Origin of the sequence: Novosphingobium sp. MBES04 (genome assembly GCF_000813185.1) — a bacterium.
GTDB lineage: Bacteria > Pseudomonadota > Alphaproteobacteria > Sphingomonadales > Sphingomonadaceae > Novosphingobium > Novosphingobium decolorationis.
Genome location: NZ_DF850488.1, coordinates 894,799 through 910,675, shown reverse-complemented (window position 1 = coordinate 910,675; position 15,877 = coordinate 894,799). Strand labels below are relative to the sequence as shown.

Genomic DNA, 15,877 nt, shown 5'->3' with positions numbered 1-15,877 from the left:
TCGCGGATCGCGCTGCTCCAGGTTCGCTAGTCGCTCATCCCTGGCGGGACTGGCTTTGCCAGCCTTTCGCATCGCTGACGCCTCCGGCCCGGCTTCCAGCTTCGGGCCTGCGCGCTTCGCTTGCCGTGCGGTCGGCGTGTGGGAGGGCCGTTGCCATGTCCAGCCGTCTCCCCTGACTTCATCACCTTGTCCGCGACTGTAGCCCGCGCCCGTGTGCCGTCAAGGCGCGCAGGGCCGTGTCCTCGGCTGCGCCTGCGGGCCGCACCAACCCTGCGCTTGTCTCCTTGACGGCCCCCGTCCGCGCGCTCCTGACCGTCGCGGGCGATGAACTCAGGAAAGACGGTGGCAACAGGGCCAACCGGGTTCCTCGTGCCGACCGCACCGAACAGCCGAAAGGCTGGGCTCTGAATCTAGGAATCCGGTGTGCGCTTTCTTCAACAGCCAAGTCAGGAGAACGACATGCTTGCAAACCGTTTCGCTTCCCATTCCCCCGCACTGCGCAGCGACACCCCGCTGTCCGATGACCAGATTCACCGGGTAGCGCCGTCCATCTTCGCGGATGCCCCGCACGAGAGCCGTTCGCAGCGATACGCCTATATCCCCACGGCGGCGGTTCTGACCGAGCTTCGCAAGGAAGGGTTTCAGCCTTTCATGGTGACGCAAACCCGCGTGCGCGATGAAGGCAAGCGCGAGCACACGAAACACATGCTGCGCCTGCGCCATACCAGCCAGATCAACGGCACGGAGGCCAATGAAATCATCCTGCTGAACTCGCACGACGGCACGAGCAGCTACCAGATGCTGGCAGGCCAGTTCCGATTTGTTTGCAGCAATGGCCTTGTGTGCGGCGACACCGTGGCGGACGTGCGCGTCCCCCACAAAGGCGACGTGGCGGGCCAAGTCATCGAAGGCGCTTTCGAGGTGCTGCGCGGTTTCGACCGTGTGCGCGATTCCCGCGATGCCATGCGCGCCATCACGCTTGACGACGGCGAGGCCGAAGTGTTCGCCCGCGCCGCGTTGACGCTCAAGTACGACGACCCGAACAAGCCTGCGCCCATCACCGAAAGCCAGATTCTGATGCCGCGCCGGTTTGAAGATCGCCGCCCCGATCTGTGGAGCGTGTTCAACCGCACCCAAGAAAACCTGACCAAAGGCGGATTGCATGGCCGCAGCGCCAACGGACGCCGCCAGCAGACCCGCCCGATACAGGGCATTGATTCCGATGTGCGCCTCAATCGCGCTTTGTGGATGCTGGCCGATGGCCTGCGCCAGTTGAAAGCCTGACCCGTCCCCCGTAGGAGGGGCGGTTTCCCCTCCATTCCTTGTTTCATTCGATTGGAGATACACCATGAACGCCGTTACCACTACCGAAGCCCGCGCCATCCAAGCCCCCGCGCTGGAAGCCGCCGACCCGACCAAGAACCTGATTCTGGTTCCGCTGTCGCGGCTGGTGTCGCGCCCTACGGGCCGCAACGTGCGCAAGACCCCGCGCATGTCCATCCCCGAACTGGCCGCAAGCATCCAGCGCGTGGGTCTGCTGCAAAACCTGATCGTGATTGCATCCGCCCGACATGGAGAAGGTAGCGAGCATTACGAAGTCGTGGCCGGTGGCCGTCGCCTCGCAGCGTTGAAGCTGCTGGCGAAAAAGCACCGCATCAGCAAGGAATGGGAGGTGCCTTGCCTGCAAGTGGCCGATGGCACGGCCCGCACCGCCAGCCTCACCGAGAACGTGCAGCGCGAGGCGATGCACCCCGCAGACCAGTTCGAGGCTTTCGCGGCGCTGGTGGCAGAAGGCCGACCAATTGAGGACATTGCGGCGGATTTCTCCGTCACGCCGCTGGTGGTGCAGCGCCGCTTGAAGCTGGCGAACGTCTCGCCGCGCCTGATGGGCGACTATCGCGCCGATGCCGTCACGCTCGATCAGTTGATGGCCTTGTCCATCACTGACGACCACGCCGCGCAGGAAAACGCCTTCTACGATGCACCGACATGGCAGCGCCAGCCGTCCGCGCTGCGCGACCGTCTCACCGAGCGCGAAATCGACGCCTACCGGCATCCACTGGTGCGTTTCGTCGGGCTGGACACCTACGAGGCCGCAGGCGGCGGCGTGCGCCGTGACCTGTTCGCGGAGGGGGACGCGGGCGTGTATCTGACCGACGCCGCGCTGCTGGAACGGCTGGCGCAAGACCGGCTGGCGGGCATCGCCGCCACGGTTCGCGCCGAGGGCTGGGCTTGGGTGGATGCCACGCCGGGCGTCACCCATGCCGACCTGCACGCCTTCCAGCGTGCGCCGAGGGAACGGCGCGAGCCGAACAAGCGCGAAGCGCAGCGCATCGAAAAGCTGCAAGAGAAGATGCAAGCCATCGGCGAAGCCGTGGATGCGGCGATGGATGCCGACGACGAGGATAAGGCCGACGCCTTGCAGGAGGAAGGCGAAGCCCTGGGCGAGCAGTTGCAGGCGCTGGAAGATGGCTTGCAAGGCTACGGCCCGAACGTGAAGGCCGCAGCCGGTGCCATCATCACCATCGACCGCAACGGCGAGGCCGTGATTCATCGCGGCCTGATGCGCGAGGCCGAGGCGAAGGCGCTACGGACGTTGGAACGGCTGCGCCAAGGTTTCGACAGCGAAGGCGAAGCCGGGAGCGACGAAGACGAGGAAGCCGACGACGCACCCAAGACCGCCGCCATGTCCGACCGGTTGGCGCAACGCTTGAGCGCCCACCGCACCGCCGCGCTGCAAATCGAAGTCGCCCGGCATCCGCAAGCCGCACTGGCTGCTGTGGTGCATGGCATGGTGCAGACCGTCTTGCAGGAACGTTACTACGGCCACGACTTCCCCCTGGGCGTGAGCCTGAAAGTGCAAGACCGGCTGGAAGGCATGGCCCCGGACTGGCCGGAATCGCCCGCCGTCGTGGCGCTGCGCGAACTGCAACAGGTGGCGGACGAAGCCTTGCCGCAGGACAGCGCCGAACTGTTCGCCGCGCTGCTGGCGAAGCCGCAAGACGAACTGGTGCGACTGCTGGCCGTGTGCGTGGCTTCCACGGTGGATGTGGTGACGCCCCGCGCCACGCCGCAGCAACCGGGCGCAGAACTCGCGCAGGCCGTGGGGTTGGACATGGCCGCATGGTGGCAGCCCACCAATGACGGTTATTTCCGGCATGTGCCGAAGGCCGCGATTCTGCAAGCCGTGGGCGAGTACGCGCCCGAGCAGGTTTCCCGGCTGGCGAAATTGAAGAAGGCCGACATTGCCAGCGAAGCCGAACGGCTGGCGGATGGCACGGGGTGGATGCCTGCGATCTTCAAGATCGCAGGCCCACAAGATGCCGCGCAGGAGGAAGGCCCGCAGCGGGACGCACCGGCGGATGCCGAAGCAATGGCGGATGAACCCGCCGAGGCGCTGGCCGCTTGACCCGCGCCGAAGGAAGCGCCCCGGCCTTGACTGGGGCGCTTCGCTGGAAGGAGAACCGCCTATGACCCGCACCACCACCCGCCGCCCGCGCATGGCTGCAATCTACGCCCCCGGCACGGTGCGCGCCCGCCGCTGGCACGGCGATGGCGACGTGCGCGGCTATCGCCCGCCCCTGGGCTGGGCGGCCCGCGCCGACCTCACCGACATTCACCCCATCACAGGCCGCGCCTTGCCGCGTGCCGTGTGGTGGATCATCGAGACGAAGGAATAACCGCGATCAGCACCGCGCCCAGGCCGTTCCGTCCTGGGCGCGGTGGACGCAAAATCCGGGCGCGGCAGTGGCCGCGCCCGGTGACGTCCACGCCTTCAATTTTCACGCTGCTGCTTTAAAATGCCTTGAATTGACCAACGTCGTATCTATCGGCATAAATCAACAAGGGAGCGCAATGGGGACATATCGGGTCGCACAAGTTTGCCCTAATGGGCATGTCGCAACAACAGCCGCTGATCAGAATCCCGAGCTTCGAGAGGCGTTCTGCTCTAAGTGCGGCGAAGCGACCATCCTGCAGTGTCCTTCGTGCAGCGCATCCATTCGCGGCGATTACTACGTTGAAGGCGTTTTTGGCTTTGGGGGTGATTACGAGCCCCCCTCGTTCTGCTACAACTGCGGTGGCCGATTCCCTTGGACTGAACGCAAGATTGCTGGCGCTGTTGAGCTAGTGGAAGCAGGCGCAGAGCTGTCGCCAGAAGAAGTCCAGCAGTTCCGTACTGATTTGACGGAATTGACCAAAGACAGTCCCAAAACTCAAGTTGCATCCCTTCGATTCAAGAAGGTGATGACGAAGGTTGGCACTTCGGTTGCATCTGGTGTGCGCGACATTGTTGTTGATGTACTCAGCGAAGCTGCGAAAAAAGCGATTTGGGGAGCTTAGAAGGAATGGCGATGACTCTCGACGAAATTAAAGCTTGCCTACAGGCCGGTAATCTTCAGATTGCGAATGAGACAGCACTTGCGAACGGCACTGGCACACAGCTTCGTTTGCAAAATGGTGCAATCGTCAATAGCTACCACACCGGTAATTTCAATGTTCAGGGCAAAAACCAAGAGGCAGTAAAGGCTTGCCTTGGCGTACAACCTGCGCAGGCTGCGGCAGCAGCTCCACAGAATGGTGCCGCTGCTAAGCCAATGCTCAGCAAGGTGTTCGTGGTTTATGGACACGATAATGCTGCTCGAACCGAGCTTGAAGCGATGCTGCGCCGCTGGAGGCTTGAGCCGTTGATCTTGGATCAACTTCCTTCGGAAGGGCAGACCATCATCGAGAAATTGGAAAAGTACACGGCAGAGGTAAATTTTGCTGTGGTGCTGGCCACGCCTGATGACGAGGGCTACCGTGCTGGTCACGAAGACGAAAAGGCGTTCCGTGCGCGCCAAAACGTTGTGATGGAATTGGGCATGATGCTCACGCTGCTCGGCCGCAAGAACGTTGCCATTCTCATGAAGCAACAAGACAATATGGAGCGCCCATCCGACATCCAAGGGTTGCTCTATATCCCGTTCAAGGACAATCTGCAAAAAGATGCAGGGCCGCTTCTGGCAAAGGAAATGGCGGCCCAGGGTTATCCCATTTCATTGGCGAATCTGTAGTTATCGGCAAATGAAATCCATTCAAAAATGGGGGTAAATATTACCTGCCATTTCCCCGAATGAACTCCTCGTTGTGCATTTAGACTTTTGAGCGTGACGGCGCAAAGCGCCGCCGTGCTTTCAGACTGCGCCCCGTGCCGCCTTTGCCGTCACGGCCATTCGGCTCCAATCCCTTACGCCTCCGCGCCTGTGGCGCTGCGCTTGCCTCCAGGGGAAGCCCTGCGGGCTATCCCCGCCGCGCGCAGCTTGGCGCCCCTCGATGCCGCCGAACCGGCTGCGCCGGATGGCCGGGCCGCTGGCGAACGCGCTGGAGCTTGCTGCGGCAGGTTGTGCGGATACGTGCCGTCCTCAACGCTGGCGGTTCCTGCCCATCACGTCACGAAGGACGGTTCACAGACAACCCGCCCGGCATCGCTATGGCGCTTCCACAGCACGCCTATAGACCGGCGCCGCACGGTGCGGCGGGTGCGTTCTCGCCTGTCGTCGGGTGGTTGACCTGGCCCGCGTCAGGGGCGAGCCGGTGCAGCCTTCGGGCGGGGATACCGAGTCGGCCCTGTCTCCTTTCGGATGGGGGGTGGTTCGGCCCAAGGCGTCCTTGTGTTGTTGTGAATCCTGGCGGTGGCACGGCTGCGCCTCGGGCTTCATGGCTGCAACCGTCCGGCGAAAACAATTTCCCCTGCTTTGTCACTGCGTTCGGCGCATTCCTCGCGGGACAAATTCTTTTCGCCTCCCGGCCCTCCACTACGTTGCGGCCGCCAGCGGTGCAGCCAGCCCGTCCCCCGCCGGCCGGATCACAACAAGGACGCGATGGGCGCGAACCTTGTTCCACCGATAGGAGAAATCATCATGGCCAACATCGGCACCTTCACCGCAGACAAAGACGGCTTCACCGGCACGCTTCGCACCCTGACGCTCAACGTCAAGGTCAAGCTGATGCCCAACGATAAGGGGGACAACGAGAAGGCCCCGGACTTCCGCCTGCAGGCGGCCGGCCACGACATCGGCGCGGCGTGGAAGAAGATCAGCGAGGCCGGGCGGGAATACATCTCCGTGACCCTCGACGATCCTTCGTTCCCGGCCACGGTCTATGCCCGCCTGATCGAAGGCGAAAACGGCACGCACGACCTGATCTGGTCGCGCAGCAAGCTCCAGGCGGCGTGACCGCCGCCGCGCCCCGCCCACGCGGCGGGGCGCAGTGCTGCTTTCGCGGCACTGTATGGAGGCAGCACCATCGCCTGGGCTGCGCCGTATCGAGTCGCTTCCGTATGCGTTGGGACTGAGGCTGCAAGAACGGCCGGGCGTGTCGGTGCGTCGCACCGCCGGGCTTTGCGGGCTGCGCCCCGTGCCGACTTCGCCGTCACGGCCATCCGGCTCCAATCCCTCACGCCTTCGCGCCTGCAGCACTGCGCGCTTCGCTTGCCCTCTGGGGGAAAGCCCGGAACGCTATCCCCGCCGGGCGTAGCTCGACGCCCCTGAATGCCCCGAACCGGTGGCGTTGACCAGAAGCGATTGGGCAGGCCAAAGAAATCGGCCCCCTCAGGCATCATGTGGAACTTATTTACCTCCTTTGGCTTCCCTCGGAGGTTTGGCTCTTTCTACGTCTCCATTAGACTTCTCGCAGCACGTAAGCTGCGCAAGTCTATTGGCATTCATTTGTAATTTTCCGTTGTGATGGGGGAGATATGGATTTCTACATAGACGAGAGTGGCAATACCGGGGATCTTGCGCGAACTAGCGCAGCGCTTGATTTCGGTGGGCAAGCTGTTTTCAGTTTGGCAGCAGTGGGAATTTCTAATGAGAGCAGCCTTGTAGCAGAGCTTGCCGCCTTAAGGCAGAAGCACAAAATTCAGGCCAACGAACTTAAACTCAGCAAAATTCTGAGGCGCAAGCCTGACTTCGCTCTTGATGCCATCAATCTCTTGGTGAAGAGCGACTTCCCATTCTTCATTGAGATTGTAGACAAAAAGTACCAACTGGCTGTAAGCATTACCAACGGCTTCATCTGGCCTCCGTATTTCAATACTCCAGAATCACAAGATACCGTTTGGATGAAAAACATCTTTGCCGATTACATTTATTACCGAGTTCCCAGCGATGTGGTTTATGAGTTCGTTCAATGCATGAACAATCCATCAAATGAAAAGATTGGCACCTACTTCGATCTTCTCAAAGATTGTGTAAGCCAACATTCCCATGAAGTTGCGCAGGGCATCGCCTCGCAGGTGGAAGAAAGCAAAGATGACTTCCGCATCATGATTGAGAAAGAGGGAGACAAAGCCCATAGACGGTTCTTGCCTCTCCCGGACATCGGCAAGCGCGACCAAGAGATTTGGCTGCTTCCGAATTTCTCATCTTTCACCAACATTTATGCCAGAATGAATCTTTACTTGTCTGGGAGTTTGGAGGGATGTCGAATTTTCCATGATGAGCAAGCCCACTTCGATGAAATCATCGCCGAAGCCAAATTCCAGGCTGAGAACGCTAAGGTAGACCCCGCACAATTCAAATTGCCTTATTCAGACTATAACTTTCAGCAAATGGCTGATTTGTTTTTTAAGGCATCACCAGAAAGCACAGGAATTCAACTCTCCGATATAGTGGCGGGTCTATCAATGCGCTGGTACCAAGCACATTTGCAAGAAGAAGGTGATACACAGGTTCTTGACGAGGCGGTCGATCTACTTTTGCATCACAGCGATAGAGATAGGGGGATAGGAATCAACGTAGTAGGCCCTCATAAAATGGCACACCAGCTATTTGGGGTGGCTGGGTACTGACCTCCCTCTGCGACTGCGACGCGGCGCGCTTCGCTTGCCTCCAGGGAAAGCCCTGCGGGCTATCCCCGCCGCGCGTGGCTTGGCGCCCCTGAACTCCCCGAACCGGCGGCGCCGGATCGGCTGGGCCGTCGCCTACGGCTGGGCCGCTGCTGCGAGCTGGCTTTCAGCCTCGCTCATCAGCACCGCCGTGCTGCATTCGAGCGCGCCGGCGATCTTGAAGATGATCGCCAGCGTGGGCATGTGCTCGCCGCGCTCGATCTTGCCCATGTGGGAACGCTCGATCCCGGCCTGGTGCGCCAGCGATTCCTGCGCGATGCCGCGCTCCATCCGCAGCGCACGCACCGCTGCGCCGAAGGCGTGAGCCAACTCGGCGTCATGGGTGGTGGAGCCGGCCGGTCGGCCGCGCTGGACGGTGCGCTTCTGCATAGACAGAAGCGTCAATTCGCAGCACAATTAAAACCACGTTATCTTTAACTCATTCATACGATTCGATCCTTTTTTGTGGTTCTACGTTTTTACGGAAATCCGCTTTTGCGGCTTCCCACAAAAGCGCAAAGCCGCATCCGTGCATATCTCCAAATCCGCCGAGATGGCTTTACGCTTTCACGTTTCGGCGGATTTGTTCCAAGAAGGGGCCGCCCATGAACCGACTCATCACCGAGGACGAGCGCAGGCAGTTGCTGGCCCACGGCCGGGCCCGTGCCGGTGGCGAGGCCATCGACCCGTTACCCGTCGTGCGGCTGTTCACCCCCGACGCGCACGCCATCTGGCTGCTGACCGCGCTCGATCCCGTTGATGCCGATACGGCCTTCGGCCTGATCGACCTGGGGATCGGTATGCCTGAGCTGGGCACCGTGAAGCTGTCCGATCTGGAGTCCATCGTCGGGCCGCGCAAGCAGCCCGTGATGCGTGATCGGTATTTCCAGGCGGCACGCCCGCTGTCGGAATATCTGCGGCTGGCCCAGGAGAACGGTTCCGTCCTCGATTGAGCGATTCGCCCTGCGGACAAGCGAGGCGTATTGAGACTATTTCCGTCTTACTCCAGACCTGTCCGGTCTGAATTCGCACTCTTGCACCAAAACCGTGCTGGCATGACCGAATCAGTCACGATCTCTGATGCGGGTTCGGGCACGGTGTTTTATGCCGCGCGACGTTTTGAGGTCAGGCGGCCGTCGCATTCGGACGGGATTCGCAATACACCGGAGCCAATCGGTCTTGACACCGCATGTTACAGCTTTGAATTGATGCAAATGATGGTTTTGATCTGGATGCGGTAGCTCCGTTTTGATCTGCCCGTGGCGGCGTTCCTGCGGTTCGACAGGAGCTTTCGCCATGATCCAGCCTCATCATGTTGCGCACTGGTATCCCACTGCCGCCTACCTCTACATCCTGTGGCTGGATGCGCTGGCGCTGGCCTGGGAGTACCTGCGCAGGCATCCCGACTACCGGCTTGACTGGCTGCGCCACCATCGCCGGCCACAGGCCGCACAGCAGGCGGCGCATCGCTGGGGCTTGCGCCTGCTGGAAGACCCGGCGCTGGATGCGCGCGACGCGCATCCGGCCTGGCTGCCCGGCCATACGGCCGTGGTGCAGCTCCATCCCGATGCCGATCCACCGCCGGATGCGGCCGTCTTCGCGTTCTGGCGCATACCCGGACACAAGCAACTGCTGCACGACGGCAAGGGACTGACGCTGATCGCGCGCAGCCCCGGCCATTGCGCGCGCTTCGCGCTCGCTCCAAGCCTTGAAGACGGCATGGCGGTCGCACATGCCCATCGCGGCGGCGCTGCCGCGCCTGCCTGTGGTCATGTGCCCGTGCTGGATGCCGCCCTGGCCCATGCCATGCCCAGGCCACCACCCGCTGCACTGCTGGAGCTGCATACCTTGCAGGCGCTCGACGCGACCCTGGCGGGCGCATCCTTGCGCGAGGTCGGCGAAGGGCTGTTCGGTGCCGACGCCGTGGCCGATTGGTACAGCGACGGCGGCCTGCGCTCCAAGGTGCGCCGCCTGGTGCGGCGCGGCGATGCGTTGATGCGCGGCGGCTATCGCCGCTTAGCACAGCTTTCACCGCTTGAGAAGGGTCGTTTTGAAGGCGACGCAAAACGACCCTGAGCACGCGGGCCGCGTTTTCTGAGACTGCCTCCATCCGGTTGCGCTGTGTGGCCGGAGCTTTGAAAGCTATGGAGGTGTTCACCATGCGTCCTGCTCCCTTGCGGCCTGCCGCTACTGTCTCGACTCCCGCTGCGCAGCCGCAGCGCTATCTCACCAACGACGAAGCCGCCGACTACCTGCGCCTGTCGCCGCGCACGCTGGAGAAGCAGCGCGTGATCGGCGGCGGCCCCAAGTTTCGCAAGTTCGGCCGGCGCGTCATGTACGCCGTGGCCGACCTCGATGCCTGGGCGGCCGACCGCAGCTTCGAGACGACCTCCGATCCCGAATACGCCGAGCACCACTCGGCCGACAGTCGTGCGCGCTGATCGGCGGCGCGCGGCAGGCCATCGCCATGTCCAGCACTGCGCTGCCCATGCGGCAGCGGCCGTTGCAAGAACGCGAACAGCTCGACCTGTTCCGCGCCTTGCCGGGCGACATGGCGCCGCGCGACAGCCAGGACTTGATGGCCTATCCGTTCTTCTCGCTCGGCAAGTCCAAGCGGGTCAAGCCCATCGACTTCCGTGCAGGCAACGTGACGATCCGCGTGGAGGGCACGCAGGAACACGGCATCGCCACGATCTGGGATTCGGACGTGCTGATATGGGCGGCCTCGCAGATCGTGGAGGCGAAGGACGCGGGCCTGCGGCCCTCACGGCTGATGCGCGCCACGCCCTACGAGATCCTGCGCTTCATCGGGCGCGGCAAGTCGCTGCGCGACTACCAGCGCCTCAAAGCCGCGCTGGATCGCTTGCAATCAACCACGGTGGCCACGTCCATCCGCGAGACGAGCGGACGACGCTTGCATCGGTTTTCGTGGATCAACGAATGGAAGGAACTGGCCGATGCCAGCGGCACGCCGCTGGGCATCGAGCTGATCCTGCCGGACTGGTTCTATGCCGGCGTGCTCGACGCCGCCCTGGTGCTGACCATCGACCCGGCGTATTTCCGGCTCACGGGCGGCATCGAGCGCTGGCTGTACCGGCTGGTGCGCAAGCACGGCGGCAAGCAGGAATACGGCTGGCAGTTCGACTTTCGCTACCTGCACCAGAAATCGGGCAGTACCGCCAAGCCCTACGACTTCGCCTGCGACCTGCGCGCGCTGGTCGCGCGGCAGTCGCTGCCCGGCTACGTCCTGGGCATCGAGCGAATGCCGGACAACGGCATGGAGCTGCTGACCTTCCGGCCCGTGCCGCATACGGCACGGGGATAACTTCGGAAAAGCCTGTGGATGGTGTCGTGCTATCAGGCGTGCGGGGTATCGTGCTATCAGGCGTGGGACTATCGTGCTATCAGGCGTGCAGATCGGCCGCAAACCCGCGCCAGCGCTGGGTTTCCTCGCCCTCTAACTTCCCTAACTTAATTTCTCTAACTTTTAGTAGGGAAACGCCGCTGCGGTGGACAACCACCACGCGGCCGCAAACGCAGCGGCAACAGCCGGGCTTTCCAACGCGGAGGGCCAGGCCATGATCGTCGCTCTGCTCAACCAGAAAGGCGGCGTGGGCAAGACCACGCTCGCCACGCACATCGCCGGCGAACTGGCGATGCGCGGCCAGCACGTCGTGCTACTGGACGCCGACCCGCAGTTCATCGCTGGACTGGACGCAGCGCAGAAGCCAGCAAGGCTTGCCACGGCTGTTCGGCGCCGTGGGCCTCGCACGCGAAACGCTGCACCAAGAGGCGCCAGAACTCGCCAGGCGGGCCGATCACGTCGTCATCGACGGGCCGCCGCGCATCGCCGCCTTGGCGCGCTCCGCGCTGCTGGCGGCCGAGCGCGTGCTGATCCCGGTGCAGCCCAGCCCTTACGACCTGTGGGCCAGCGCCGAGATGGTGGCGCTGATCCGCGAGGCGCAGGTGTTCCGGCCTGCGCTGCGCGCGGCCTTCGTCATCAACCGGCGCGTCAGCACCACCGTGATCGGACGCGAAGCACGCCAGGCGCTCGCAGACCAGCCGCTTCCTGCGCTGCGCTCGGAAGTGCATCAACGCATCGTGTTCGCCGACAGCGTGGCCGCTGGCCGGCTTACACGCGAGACGGCGCCGGACAGCGCGGCCGCGCGTGAAATCACTGCGCTGGTAGACGAACTGCTGCGGTGGCCGTCATGACAGAGAAGCCATCACCGAACAGCAAGCGCACGGCCAAGCGCGTCGGCATCGGCGCGCGTCCGCCCGCGAATCCGCATGCCGAGGCGTGGATTCGCCAGGGCGACGCGGATGCGCTGGGCAAGGGCGACCTCTACACCGCCCGCCTGACTCTCGACATCACGTCCGCGATGCGGGCGCGCATCAAGGTGTCGGCCTTCACGCAAGGCGTGACCGTGGCCGACCTGCTGCGCGGCCTGCTGGAACGGGAGTTTCCAGAGCAACGTAGGGAGAACGCACCATGACTGCATCCGCTTCGCCTGCCGCTAGCGCGGCCACGGCTGCGCTCGCAGCACCTTCCGGCCAGCCTGCCAGCGCGCCGCTGACGCGCGTGGCACTGGCCTACATCGAACCGCGCTTCAAGCTCTACCTGCGCTTCGGCGAGCCTGCGCGCACACACCAGCTCGACCGCTGGCGGCGCTGCGCGGTGTTCCAGCCGGGCGCCATGTTGTGCCGCATCCACTGGCAGGCCAACGACTACGGCACTGTGCGTTGGCAGCTCATGGTGATGCAGGCTTGCACGCCGCTGGATGCGGCGCAGCGCATCCCCGGCGTGCAGCCAGGCGCGCGCCTGCTGCTGCACGCCGAGGGCGACAACCAGGTGCGCGCCGTGCTGGAACGCATCGACGCCATCGAGGCGCTGGGCATCGCGCCCGTTGCCGTCTCGCCCGCGTACTGGCGCACGCTGGGCAATCGGCTCGCTGCGCGCCTGCCGCTGCCCGAATACACCGCCGAGCGGCACGCCGCCTGGCTGGCCGGGAGGGCATTGCCATGACCACGATGATGGCAACGCGGCCTCGCTCACGCCTGCGCGCTCGCCTCGTGCTGGCGGGCCTGTCCGCCTGCGGCCTCGCTGCGCTGGCCTGGGCGTCCTTTGTGCATCCGTTGCCGCGTCTGACCTACAACCCGTCCGACAGCGTGGCGGTCGGCTGGTATCGCGTCGATCCGCTTGACCTGCGCACCGGCGCGCTGCCACGTCCATTGGCCGTGGGCAGCATCGTCCTGACCACGCTGCCGCCTGACGCTGCCGCGCTGGCCGCGCAGCGCGGCTACCTGCCGACGCGCGTTCCACTGCTCAAGCGCGTGGGCGCGATAGCACCGCAGGAGGTGTGCATTACTGGCGGCAGCGTTCGCATCGACGGTGTGCCTTCGGCCGCTGTGTTGTCCGCCGACCGCTGGGGCCGGCCGCTGCCATCCTGGCAGCAGTGCCGCCGCCTGCGGCCCGGCGAGCTGTTCCTGCTCAGCGTCACCAACCCGGCGTCATTCGACAGCCGGTATTTCGGGCCCGTGCGCGCGTCCGCCGTGATCGGCGTTGCGCGTCCGGTCTGGCTGGAGGCCCGCCCATGATGGCGGCCAATTCGCTGCACGTTGCCGTGCATCTCATCGTGCCATCGGGCGTGCCGATCCAGTGGCTTTCTGCATGTCGTCGCGCGTGCAATGCCAGCGCATCCGCGCTGCACTTCGCGCTGCCTTCCCATGTGCAGGCGTCTTGCCTCGAACGCGCCCGGCCTATGGCCGTCGCCGCGTTCGCCGGCGCGCTGGCTGCTCACGCAGCAGCGCCGCCGGGCCGCCGCTGCCCGGAGCGCCAGCGAGGGGCAAAGGCGGAAGGCAAGATTGAAGGGCGCGGCACCACGGCGCGCGCAAAGCCAGTCTGCACGTGGGTTGGGGGCGGCACTCGCCACAAGGTGGCTTCGTGCCGCCAGCAGCCCCAAGGCCTTGCGGGCATTGGGAATACCGTGTGCCGCATGCGCTCGGGCGCGATGGGCTTGGTGGGGACTGCATCATGAGCCAGCGCGGAAATCCCGGTGACGATGACCGTTTTCGCGTGCGGCCCAGCAAGCCCAGGCAGCGCGGCGACACCTTCATTGCCCAGGTGCTGCGCCAGACGAGCAAGGCCGCTGGCGTCTCTGGCCGGGGGCGCAAGACCACCGGCAAGCCCCCCGGTTCGCGCCTGGGGCGCGGTCATGTCGCAGCCCGCTTCACGGGCCAGTCGTTGACGGCGCTTTCTCGCCGGGCCACGGTCAAGGTGCGGCTGGTGTATTTGCAGCAGGCCAGCGGCCGCTCCACCGTGCAGCACCTGCGCTACATCGAGCGCGAAGGCGTGGACCGCCAGGGTGGACAGGGCCGTGCCTATGGCGCCATCACCGACGAGGCGGACACGGCCGCCTTCGAGGAGCGTGGCAAGGGCGACCGCCACCAGTTCCGCTTCATCGTCTCGCCCGAGGATGCGGAGCAGCTCGAAGACCTGCGCACCTACACCCGGCACCTGATGCAGCGCATGGAGGCCGACCTGGGCACCCGCCTGGATTGGGTGGCGGTCGATCACTGGAATACCGACAACCCGCACACCCATGTCGTGCTGTGCGGCAAGGACGACACTGGCAAGGATCTCATCATTTCGCAGGAGTACATCACCCGCGGCATGCGCGAGCGGGCGATGGAACTGGCCACCGAATGGCTGGGGCCGCGCACCGAGCTGGAGATCCAGCGCACCCTAGCCCGCGAAGTGGAACAGGAGCGGTGGACGAGCCTGGATCGCACCCTCCAGCGCGAGGCGGTGGACGGCCTGGTGAAGGTCGAGCGCTTCAACGAACCCAAACTGCAACGCCAGCGTCTGCTGCTGGTCGGGCGCTTGCAGCGGCTTCAACGCATGGGGCTTGCCACGCAGACCCAGCCCGGCACTTGGGCCGTGCATGCCGATGCCGAGAAAACCTTGCGGGCCATGGGAGAACGTGGCGACATCATCCGCACCATGCAGCGCGCGATGGGCGGCAAGCAGCGTGACCTGGCCGTGTTCCAACCGGGCGAGGATGGACACTCCATCATCGGCCGCGTGGCGGGCAAAGGACTGGCCGACGAACTGTACGACCGGGGCTATCTGGTGGTCGATGGCATCGACGGCAAGGCCCACTATGTGGCGCTGCCGCCCAGGACGGAACTGGAGCAGTACCCCATGAGCGCAGTGGTCGAGGTGAAAGGCTCCGCCGAGGTGCGCGCAGCGGACAAGACCATCACCGCGCTGGCGACCAATGGGCTGTACCGCACCGACCATCACTTGGCCATTGCACAAGGCCAGGCCAAGGATGGCCGCGACCCGCATGAAGTGGTTGCGGCCCATGTCCGCCGCCTTGAAGCCCTGCGCCGAGCGGGCATCGTGGAGCGCGTCGCTGAGGGACTATGGAAGGTGCCCGGTGACTTGCCTGAGCGTGGCCGCCAGTACGACGCGCAGCGCCTGGGCGGCGTGGCCGTGGAGCTGAAATCGCACCTGCCCATCGAGCGGCAGGCCCGCGTGATCGGTGCCACCTGGCTGGATCAGCAGTTGATCGGCGGCGGCTCCGGTCTGGGTGACCTGGGCTTTGGCGGCGAGGCCAAGCAGGCGCTACAGCAGCGCGCCGATTTCCTGGCCGAACAGGGACTGGCCGAGCGGCGCGGCCAGCGCGTGATCCTGGCGCGCAATCTGCTGGGCGCGTTGCGCAATCGGGAAGTGGCGCAGGCCGCGAAGGACATTGCCGCTGATACGGGCTTGGAGCATCGTCCGGTAGCTGAGGGGCAGCGCGTGGCGGGTATCTACCGCCGCAGCCTCATGCTGGCCAGCGGGCGCTACGCGATGCTGGATGACGGTATGGGGTTCAGCCTGGTGCCGTGGAAGCCGGTCATCGAACAACGACTCGGCATGCTGATTTCTGCACAGATACATGGTGGCACTGTATCCTGGCAAATCCGACGCCAGTTGGGTTTATCCATTACCTGACGCCAACG

General features: G+C 64.1%; 18 protein-coding genes and 1 pseudogene. 18 read left to right on the top strand and 1 reads right to left on the bottom strand.

Annotated features, from left to right (window positions below; translation table 11 throughout):
* Positions 1-459 precede the first annotated feature (459 nt).
* From MBENS4_RS04060 to MBENS4_RS04035, 7 genes are all read left to right on the top strand, one after another.
* Positions 460-1,284, top strand: a complete 825-nt coding sequence (locus MBENS4_RS04060; RefSeq protein WP_039388939.1) for a DUF932 domain-containing protein — start codon at positions 460-462, stop codon at positions 1,282-1,284.
* Between the two features lie 64 nt (positions 1,285-1,348).
* Positions 1,349-3,409, top strand: coding sequence for a ParB/RepB/Spo0J family partition protein (locus MBENS4_RS04055; protein WP_039388938.1), 2,061 nt, complete (start codon positions 1,349-1,351; stop codon positions 3,407-3,409).
* Positions 3,410-3,470: 61 nt separating this feature from the next.
* Complete coding sequence (locus tag MBENS4_RS04050; protein ID WP_039388937.1) at positions 3,471-3,680, top strand: hypothetical protein; 210 nt, start codon at positions 3,471-3,473, stop codon at positions 3,678-3,680.
* Between the two features lie 67 nt (positions 3,681-3,747).
* Positions 3,748-4,341, top strand: coding sequence for a DUF2321 domain-containing protein (locus MBENS4_RS24575; RefSeq protein ID WP_225247913.1), 594 nt, complete (start codon positions 3,748-3,750; stop codon positions 4,339-4,341).
* Between the two features lie 11 nt (positions 4,342-4,352).
* On the top strand, positions 4,353-5,054 hold the full coding sequence (locus MBENS4_RS26060; RefSeq protein ID WP_223148854.1) for a TIR domain-containing protein: 702 nt from the start codon (positions 4,353-4,355) through the stop codon (positions 5,052-5,054).
* 846 nt (positions 5,055-5,900) lie between these two features.
* Positions 5,901-6,215: a DUF736 domain-containing protein gene (locus MBENS4_RS04040; protein WP_039391711.1), complete on the top strand. Its 315-nt coding sequence runs from the start codon at positions 5,901-5,903 to the stop codon at positions 6,213-6,215.
* A 521-nt stretch (positions 6,216-6,736) separates the two neighbouring features.
* Complete coding sequence (locus MBENS4_RS04035; RefSeq protein WP_039388936.1) at positions 6,737-7,831, top strand: DUF3800 domain-containing protein; 1,095 nt, start codon at positions 6,737-6,739, stop codon at positions 7,829-7,831.
* A gap of 132 nt (positions 7,832-7,963) precedes the next feature.
* Here the strand turns inward: MBENS4_RS04035 and MBENS4_RS04030 are convergent, their stop codons facing one another.
* The gene (locus tag MBENS4_RS04030; protein WP_011516230.1) at positions 7,964-8,257 is read right to left on the bottom strand and encodes a helix-turn-helix domain-containing protein; all 294 of its coding nucleotides are present in this window, start codon (positions 8,255-8,257) and stop codon (positions 7,964-7,966) included.
* Between the two features lie 215 nt (positions 8,258-8,472).
* Between MBENS4_RS04030 and MBENS4_RS04025 the strand changes: the two genes are divergently transcribed.
* The 11 genes and pseudogenes from MBENS4_RS04025 to MBENS4_RS03980 all read left to right on the top strand — a co-directional run bounded on the left by MBENS4_RS04025 (position 8,473) and on the right by MBENS4_RS03980 (position 15,869).
* Positions 8,473-8,820, top strand: coding sequence for a DUF2958 domain-containing protein (locus tag MBENS4_RS04025; protein WP_039388932.1), 348 nt, complete (start codon positions 8,473-8,475; stop codon positions 8,818-8,820).
* A 343-nt stretch (positions 8,821-9,163) separates the two neighbouring features.
* The gene (locus MBENS4_RS04020) at positions 9,164-9,943 is read left to right on the top strand and encodes a DUF2285 domain-containing protein (protein WP_039388930.1); all 780 of its coding nucleotides are present in this window, start codon (positions 9,164-9,166) and stop codon (positions 9,941-9,943) included.
* Positions 9,944-10,026: 83 nt separating this feature from the next.
* Positions 10,027-10,308, top strand: a complete 282-nt coding sequence (locus MBENS4_RS04015; RefSeq protein ID WP_039391709.1) for a helix-turn-helix transcriptional regulator — start codon at positions 10,027-10,029, stop codon at positions 10,306-10,308.
* A gap of 26 nt (positions 10,309-10,334) precedes the next feature.
* Positions 10,335-11,192: a replication initiator protein A gene (locus MBENS4_RS04010; protein WP_039388929.1), complete on the top strand. Its 858-nt coding sequence runs from the start codon at positions 10,335-10,337 to the stop codon at positions 11,190-11,192.
* Positions 11,193-11,445: 253 nt separating this feature from the next.
* A pseudogene (locus tag MBENS4_RS27525) lies at positions 11,446-11,523 on the top strand (AAA family ATPase); the annotation flags it as partial.
* A gap of 82 nt (positions 11,524-11,605) precedes the next feature.
* Positions 11,606-12,082, top strand: a complete 477-nt coding sequence (locus tag MBENS4_RS04005; RefSeq protein WP_445321501.1) for an AAA family ATPase — start codon at positions 11,606-11,608, stop codon at positions 12,080-12,082.
* Complete coding sequence (locus MBENS4_RS04000) at positions 12,079-12,363, top strand: hypothetical protein (RefSeq protein ID WP_039391707.1); 285 nt, start codon at positions 12,079-12,081, stop codon at positions 12,361-12,363. Before MBENS4_RS04005 ends, MBENS4_RS04000 begins: the two co-directional genes overlap by 4 nt.
* Entirely contained in the window at positions 12,360-12,893 is a 534-nt protein-coding gene (locus MBENS4_RS03995) for a DUF2840 domain-containing protein (RefSeq protein WP_039388927.1), read from the top strand. The genes MBENS4_RS04000 and MBENS4_RS03995 overlap by 4 nt, the downstream gene beginning before the upstream one ends.
* Entirely contained in the window at positions 12,890-13,465 is a 576-nt protein-coding gene (locus tag MBENS4_RS03990; RefSeq protein WP_039388925.1) for a S26 family signal peptidase, read from the top strand. Before MBENS4_RS03995 ends, MBENS4_RS03990 begins: the two co-directional genes overlap by 4 nt.
* Positions 13,462-13,905 (top strand): hypothetical protein, encoded by a 444-nt coding sequence (locus tag MBENS4_RS03985; RefSeq protein WP_039388922.1) that lies wholly within the window; start codon positions 13,462-13,464, stop codon positions 13,903-13,905. The genes MBENS4_RS03990 and MBENS4_RS03985 overlap by 4 nt, the downstream gene beginning before the upstream one ends.
* Entirely contained in the window at positions 13,902-15,869 is a 1,968-nt protein-coding gene (locus MBENS4_RS03980; protein WP_008642578.1) for a relaxase/mobilization nuclease domain-containing protein, read from the top strand. Before MBENS4_RS03985 ends, MBENS4_RS03980 begins: the two co-directional genes overlap by 4 nt.
* The last annotated feature ends 8 nt before the right edge of the window (positions 15,870-15,877 follow it).